The following is a 6,668-nucleotide window of genomic DNA, read 5'->3' on the forward strand; positions in this document are numbered from 1 at the left end:
TCGTACGGCGGCGTCTTGTCACCCAGGTTCTGCACCTTGGCGTACACGGTCAGGTTCTCGATGCCGGTGTAGCCCAGGTAGAGATCGAACTGGTTGTAGGCGTCGACGCGGCTCTGCACCGCAGCTGCAGCGGTGCTGGCCTTCTGGTCGTAGCCACTGGTGTAGTACCAGGTCACCGCGGCGGTGTAGTCGCTGTACTTCCAGTCCAGGGTGGTGGTGGCCTTGTTCTTCGGCAGGGTGGCGCCGAGGTTGCTGCCGGCATAGTCCACCAGCGGGCCACCGACCACGGTCGGGCGCCGGTAGTCGCGCACATGGGTGTAGGCCGAGGTCACGGTGAAGTCACCGAAGGCGGTGGTCGGGATGCGCTGGCGCAGCTCGACGTCGATGCCCGAGGTCTTCAGCTCGCTCAGGTTCTGGTAGCGGTTGTAGACCGCCTGCAGCTTGCCGCGCTCATCGCGCTGCACGGCATCGGCGACGTTGTCGTTGACCAGGGTCTGGGTGTTGTTGGTACCGACCAGGTTGTCCAGCTGGATACGGTAGTAGTCGATGCTCAGGTTGGTGTTCGCCCACGGCGACAGCACCACGCCGAAGTTCACGCTCTTGGTGCGCTCCGGCTTCAGGTCGCTGTTGCCGACGGTGAAGAAGGTCGGGTTCTGCCGCGAGCCCGGCACGTCCGGATCACGCGGGTCGACCACGCTGCCGTAGGCGATGCTGGTGCTGTTGGAGTTCTCCGACAGCGACGGGGCACGGAAGCCCTTCGACGCGGAGGCACGCACCAGCAGGAAATCCAGCGGCTGCCAGCGCAGGCCGAGCTTGGGCGAGAACGCGTCGCCGAAATCATCGTAATGATCGGCGCGGGCGGCGGCGGACAGTTCCAGGGTCGAGGCCAGCGGCACGTTGACCTCGGCGTAGGCGGCGCTGACCTTGCGCTCGCCATGCACTTCGGCGATTGCCGGGCGCACCTGCAGGCCGGCATCGATCTGCCACGGGTTGTTCGAATCAAGCTTCTCGCGGCGCCATTCGGCACCGGCGGCGAAACCGATGTCGCCGGCCCAGGTGTGGCCGAGACTGCCGGAGATCTTCGCATCGATGCCCTGCAGCACCGACTCGGCCGGACGCAGGGTGGCGATGTTGATCGAATCGCGCACCGACTGCGGCGTCGCGGCCGGGTTCAGCAGGTTGTAGCTGCCGGTGGCCAGTGCATTGGCCAGTGCCCAGCGGTTGGCGAAGCCGCCGGAGACGGTTTCGCGCTCGCTGCTGCGCGCGCCGAACGCGGCCACTTCCCAGTCCCACTTCTCGGTGTTGCCACGCAGCCCGAACACACCGCGATAGGCGGTGGACCGGTTGGTCTTGATGGTGCCGCCGAGGTCGAAGAAGGTGTATTCGATGGGGATCGCGCGGCCGTACGGGTTGTACGGGTTGCTGGCCGGCAGGTTGGACGACACCGGCTCGGCCAGGCCGGTCTGCGCGTTCAGCGCGAAGCGACCGCTTTCCAGGGTGAAGAACGGGCTGCTGCCGAACCAGGCAGCACTCTTGATCTGGCTGTACAGCACTTCGCCGAACGCTTCGACGTTGTCGCCGAGGCGGAACGTGCCGTTGGCGTAGGCCTGGTAGCGCTTGGTGGACGGAATCAGGGTGGTGTACGGGGCCTGGTTGAAGCCGCAGGTATCACCGGCCAGACCGTCGATCGGCGCGCTGGCCACGCGGGTGGTGCCGGTGGGGCAGTTGCCGTTGGCATCGAGCATCGGCACGGAGGTGCCATTGACCAGATAGCGTGCGCCCTTGGCCGACCAGCCGTTCCAGCGGCCGCCGGGCTGGTCGCTGTAGATACCGCTCTTGGTCAGGTTGCGCTCGTCCTGGTCCAGTCGCTCACGGTTGTAGGCCTGCAGGCTGAAGAGGATGTTGTAGCCGTCCTTGTCGATGTCGCCCAGGCCACCAACGAACTTCAGGTTCTGCTCGTGCAGGCCGCCCTGGTCGGCGCCACCGAAGCTGCCGCCGATCTCGGCGCCTTCGAAGTTCTGCCGGGTGATGATGTTGACCACGCCGGCCACCGCATCGCTGCCGTACACGGCCGATGCACCGTCCTTGAGCACTTCGATGCGTTCGACGGCCACCAGCGGCAGCGCGTTGAGATCGACGAAGGTGTCCGACAGGCCGCCGGCCGGGAAGCCGTAGTTGGCCAGGCGGCGGCCGTTGAGCAGCACCAGCGTGTTCTTCTGCGAAAGACCGCGCAGGCCGATGCCGGCCGAGCCCGAGGCCCAACCGTTGTTGGTGGTCTCGTTGCTGGCATTGCCGGTGTTGGCCGAGATCGAGCGCAGCACATCGGCCACGGTGGCCTTGCCGGTCTGTTCCAGCTGCTGGCGGCCGATCACCTGCACCGGGTTGGAGGCTTCGGTATCGGCGCGTTTGATGTTGGAACCGGTGACACGCACGGCAGCCAGGGTGCTGGCTTCGCCGCTGGCGTCGGCGGTGGTTTCGGCGGCGGCAGACAATGGCGCGGCCAGAGCGACGGCCAGGGCCGCCACGAGCAGGGTGTGCTGGGGCATGACGATGTGGGGGAGGTAGTGGAAGGACGAGGTAAGTTCCGCAGTAATCCATGCCTGGCCGGGGTGCAGCCAATAACATCTCTTCATACGGATATAAGAGAAACTATCATCTCTTCATCCGGATGGAAAGAATTTCTTCACGGAAAGGCAACGCAAAGCCGGGCTGATCGGCCGCCCGCGGCGTACAATCGCGCCATGGAAATCTTCAAAGTCTTCATGCTCGAGGCGGCGCACCGCCTCCCCAACGTGCCGCCGGGGCACAAGTGCGCGCGCCTGCACGGCCACTCCTTCCGGGTGGAACTGAAAGTCGAGGGCGAGCCGGGCGCGCAGACCGGCTGGATCATGGATTTCGGTGACGTGAAGGCGGCTTTCCAGCCGATCTACGACCGCCTGGACCACCATTACCTCAATGACATCCCCGGCCTGGAGAACCCGACCAGCGAGAATCTGGCCGTGTGGATCTGGAACGAGCTCAAGCCCACCCTGCCGGCATTGAGCGAGATCACCGTGCACGAAACCTGCACCTCGGGCTGCCGTTACCGCGGCCCCGCCGCCTGATCAACCCATTGATCTGAAAGGCCTCAAGGCGCCGGAGATGGCGCCTTCGTGATTTTTGTTGCATTGCCGCATGATCGGCGTATGCTGCATTGCATCAATACAAATGCACGGCGGATGCGACTGGCAGGCAACAGCCACTGGCGCGACGCCCACGCTCATTGCATGGGTCCCTCCCCCCATGCAATCCGGACCCGGCAGATCCCTCCCTCTGCCGGGTCTTTTTTTGCCTGGCGTCTGGATTCTGGAACGCGTCTTCGTCCGGGTCTCTGCGATCTGAAGGGCCCCGTCGGGGCAGGTAGGGGCCTGGGCAAATGGCCCCCGGCGCCGGCCGTTGGCCGCCACCTCCTCCTTTACTTTGCCCAGACCCCTACCTGCCCCGACGAGGCTCGGCTTGCGGCACCAGATGCGCAGATCGCTGCTTTCCTGAGGCCACCGAAGATCTCCCCACGCAGGGCGGAGGCCCTTGCGTGCGAAGTAAAGGGGGAGGCGGTGGCCGCAGGCCGGCGCCGGAGGACATTCGCACGCAAGGGCCTCCGCCCTGCGCCGCGCAGATGTGCCGCGCAGAATCGATCGGCCACGCAAGGAGCGCTCAGCGCCCGCGGTTGCCGTGCCAGTGCTGGTACCACGCCTGGAACATCAACACGTTCCACAGGTGCGTATGCCATTTGCGCTCGCCGCGCAGGAACGCCTCCCAGATCGCGCGCACGCGTACTGCATCGAAGCACCCCTGGTTGCGCAGCAGTTGCGGGTCGAGCAAGGCTTCCGCCCAGTCGCGCAGCGGGCCGGCCAGCCAGCGTGCCATCGGTGGGCCGAAACCGCGCTTGGGGCGATAGACCAGCGGCGCGGGCAGATAGCGCGCCAGCAGATGCTTGAGGATCCGCTTGTGCTCACCGTCGTGGTACTTCAGGTGCTGCGGCAGGCGCCAGGCCAGGCGTATGACCTCCATGTCCAGCAACGGCGAGCGCGTCTCCACGCCGGCCGCCATGCCGGCACGGTCAACCTTGGCAAGAATCCCCTCGGCCAGGTCCATGCGGAAATCCAGCAGCTGGATGCGCGCTTCTGCCGGCAGTGCGGTGTCCTGCTGCTGGAAGATCGTCGCTGGCTCGCGTGCGCCCAGTACCACCTGGGTCGGCTGCCGCCAGCGGGTGACGCGCTGCAGGTAATGCCCCTCCACGTCGTTGGCGGCCACCTCGGCCACCAGTGCCCGCCAACCGCCAAGCCGACCACGCTCGACGTTCAAGCGGCTGCTGCCACGCCGTGCAAGATCACGTACCCAGTCCGGCAGGCCACCGCACAGGCGCGCATTGCGCAGTGCGCGGCCATAGCTGGGGTGGCCGAAGAACAACTCGTCGCCGCCGTCGCCGGTCAACGCCACCGGCTTGCGCGCGCCGAGCAGCTCGCTGGCCAGCAGGGTGGGCAGCTGCGAGGCATCGGCGAACGGTTCGCACCAGACCTGCGGCAAGCGCTGCAGCAGATCCAGGCCCTGCCGGCTGTCCATCCTGTGCAGGTGGTGATGCACGCTCAGGTGGCGGGCCACCTGCGAGGCCCAGTCGCTCTCGTCGTGACCGGGGTCGTCGAAACCCACCGTCCATGCTTCCACCGGCAACGCCGACTGCGCCTGCATCATCGCCACCACCAGCGACGAATCGGTGCCACCGGACAGGAACGCACCGCAGGCCACGGGTGAATGCATGCGCGTGGCGATCGCCTGCTGCAGCACCACCTCCAACTGGTCGGTGGCCTGCTCCAGGCTGGGCGCCGGCTGCAACGGCTGCTGCAGCGCGGATTGCATCGCATCGCGCGCGCACCAGTAGCGCTGGCCGCCCTGCGTGGCCTGCGTTGATCCGCCGGCGGCATGATCGTTGAGATCCACGCGCAGCATCGCCCCGGCCACCAGCTTGTGGATGCCGCGATAGATGGTGTGCGGCGCCGGCACATAGTCATGGCGCAGCAGCAGGCTCAATGCATCCTGGTCGATGCTGGGAGCGAATCCGGCAAAGGCCTGCAGCGCCTTCAACTCCGAGGCAAACAGGAACTGGCCCTGGTACCAGCCGTAATACAGCGGCCGTTCGCCGACCGGGTCGCGCGCCAGCCAGAGCTCGTGCGCGTGGCGGTCCCAGACGCTGAACGCAAATGCCCCTTCGATGCGCGACAGCGCACGCTGCACGCCCCACTCGACGATGGCCTGCAGCAACAGGCGTGCATCGGTGCAGCTGCGTGGCAGGTCGCGCAGCTGCGACTGCAGGGCCGCCCGGTTGTAGATGCGGCCATCCAGGCACAGCACGTAGCGCCCGCAGCTGGAGCTGAGCGGCTGCAACGGCATGGCGGTCGGCGCACGGCAATGACCGAGGGCCAGCCCTGCGTCGGCATCGGTCCAGTACCCGATGCGACCACGGCCGCGCTGCTGCAGCGCCCGCAGCATCGGCGCCAGCTGCTGCAGCAGCTGCTCGTCGTCGGCAGGCGGCAGCCAGGCCCCGACCACGCCGCTCATCGCTGGCCTCCATGGCAAGGGCAATCAAAGAAAAACGCGGGACAGGAGGCGGACGGCATGAGGGCGGCACGCGGATGGGGAGAGCTGCCATGCTCGGCCCCGCCGAGCGCCACGTCAGTCGTAGCGCTGTCAGCGACCGTCACCGCAGGCGCGGCTTACGTAACGTTTTGTAACAACACGATTGCTACCGTGCGGCCAAGTCGTTGCCCGGCCTGAGGCCCGGCCCGCGCGCCAGCAACCCCGGCTGAATGGCGCCCGCTCCCTGGACCCGAGCGGCCCGACAGCTGGGATAGCATCGCCGCGCTCGTGCCACGGCGGTACGGAAGCACCCCGGAGGCCTTGTAGATGCTGGATATCGTACTGGTTGAAGACGACGCTCGGCTGGGCACGATGGTCAGCGACTACCTGAAGCGCCACGGTTACCAGGTCGCCCACGAACGCTGCGGCCAGCGCGCGATCGCCCGGATCCTCAGCGAGAAGCCGGCGCTGGTCCTGCTCGACATCGGCCTGCCGGGCCAGGATGGTTTCGAAGTGTGTCGGCAGATCCGGCCCCACTATGACGGGATCATCTGCGTGCTGAGCGCCCGTACCGACAACATCGACCAGGTGCTGGGGCTGGAACTGGGCGCCGACGATTACATCGGCAAGCCGATCGAACCGCGGGTGCTGCTGGCGCGGCTGCGCGCCCATCTGCGCCGCCACCGCCGGGTCGAGCCACGCGATGGCGCCCTGCGTTTCGGTGAACTGAGCATCGACCCGTCCACACGCAACGTGCACCTGCAGGGCCGCCTGCTGGAGCTGACCACCGCCGAGTTCGACCTGTTGTTCCTGCTGGCCGGCAACGCGGGCCAGATCCTCGACCGCGATGCGCTGCTGCGTGGCCTGCGCGGCATCGCCTTCGATGGCCTGGACCGCTCGATCGACGCACGCATCTCGCGCCTGCGGCGCAAGCTCGGCGACAACCCGGAACAGCCCGAGCGGATCAAGACCGTGCGCGGCCGTGGTTACCTGTTCAGCCGATCGGCATGGGGATGAAGCATCCGTCGTCGGCCATGCGTGGCCATGCCTTCCAC

At 66.9% G+C, this 6,668-nt stretch carries 4 protein-coding genes; 2 read left to right on the plus strand and 2 right to left on the minus strand.

What is annotated here, in order from left to right:
* Positions 1–2,546: TonB-dependent receptor plug domain-containing protein (locus tag AB4Y84_RS09740; RefSeq protein WP_442250068.1), on the minus strand; the 2,546-nt coding region annotated here is incomplete at its 3' end.
* Between the two features lie 195 nt (positions 2,547–2,741).
* Here AB4Y84_RS09740 and queD point away from each other — a divergent pair.
* Positions 2,742–3,104 carry a 6-carboxytetrahydropterin synthase QueD gene (gene queD, locus AB4Y84_RS09745; protein ID WP_025878441.1) on the plus strand — a complete coding sequence of 121 codons (363 nt, stop codon included), beginning with the start codon at positions 2,742–2,744 and terminating at the stop codon, positions 3,102–3,104.
* A 589-nt stretch (positions 3,105–3,693) separates the two neighbouring features.
* Here the strand turns inward: queD and asnB are convergent.
* Positions 3,694–5,595 carry an asparagine synthase (glutamine-hydrolyzing) gene (gene asnB / locus AB4Y84_RS09750; protein ID WP_442244756.1) on the minus strand — a complete coding sequence of 634 codons (1,902 nt, stop codon included), beginning with the start codon at positions 5,593–5,595 and terminating at the stop codon, positions 3,694–3,696.
* Positions 5,596–5,940: 345 nt separating this feature from the next.
* Between asnB and AB4Y84_RS09755 the strand changes: the two genes are divergently transcribed.
* Positions 5,941–6,630, plus strand: coding sequence for a winged helix-turn-helix domain-containing protein (locus AB4Y84_RS09755; RefSeq protein WP_025878439.1), 690 nt, complete (start codon positions 5,941–5,943; stop codon positions 6,628–6,630).
* The last annotated feature ends 38 nt before the right edge of the window (positions 6,631–6,668 follow it).

It is taken from the genome of Stenotrophomonas sp. 2YAF22, from assembly GCF_052114665.1.
Lineage (GTDB): Bacteria > Pseudomonadota > Gammaproteobacteria > Xanthomonadales > Xanthomonadaceae > Stenotrophomonas > Stenotrophomonas indicatrix.

Bases quoted from the DNA above. Each gene is read 5' to 3' on its own strand.
- queD (WP_025878441.1), top strand. From the start codon at position 2,742: ATGGAAATCTTCAAAGTCTTCATGCTCGAGGCGGCGCACCGCCTCCCC.
- asnB (WP_442244756.1), bottom strand. From the start codon at position 5,595: ATGAGCGGCGTGGTCGGGGCCTGGCTGCCGCCTGCCGACGACGAGCAG.
- AB4Y84_RS09755 (WP_025878439.1), top strand. From the start codon at position 5,941: ATGCTGGATATCGTACTGGTTGAAGACGACGCTCGGCTGGGCACGATG.